Raw genomic sequence first — 358 nt, forward strand, 5'->3', positions numbered from 1 at the left:
TTAAAACAATTACTTCTGATAATGGTTCTGAATTTAGTGAGTTAACGCGAGTTCATGACCATGTTTTTTACACTGACCCATATTCTCCTTGGGAACGCGGATCCAATGAAATCAATAATCGTTTTCTCCGGAAGGAGATTACTAAGGGCCAAGCTATTAATGATTATAGTAGTGCCCAGATTATAGCGACCAATAACTGGATGAATCACTATCCACGAGCCATATTTAATGGACGTTCTGCAATGGATGTTTACTGTAAAGCATTCTATCAAGAGATGTCACGTTCTCATCAACCAATAATTAATTGGTCAGTGCTATTTATTTCAGCTTAGTGGCTAACTTATTCTTGAAATTTAGA

The 358-nt window shown here is 36.3% G+C and carries 1 protein-coding gene; it reads left to right on the forward strand.

What is annotated here, in order from left to right; translation table 11 throughout:
- Positions 1 to 332 (forward strand): IS30 family transposase (locus H5975_RS08450; RefSeq protein ID WP_204785638.1); only part of this gene is annotated, 332 nt, incomplete at its 5' end.
- Positions 333 to 358: the final 26 nt, after the last annotated feature.

It is taken from the genome of Limosilactobacillus coleohominis (assembly GCF_016901675.1).
GTDB classification, from domain to species: Bacteria; Bacillota; Bacilli; order Lactobacillales; family Lactobacillaceae; genus Limosilactobacillus; species Limosilactobacillus intestinavium.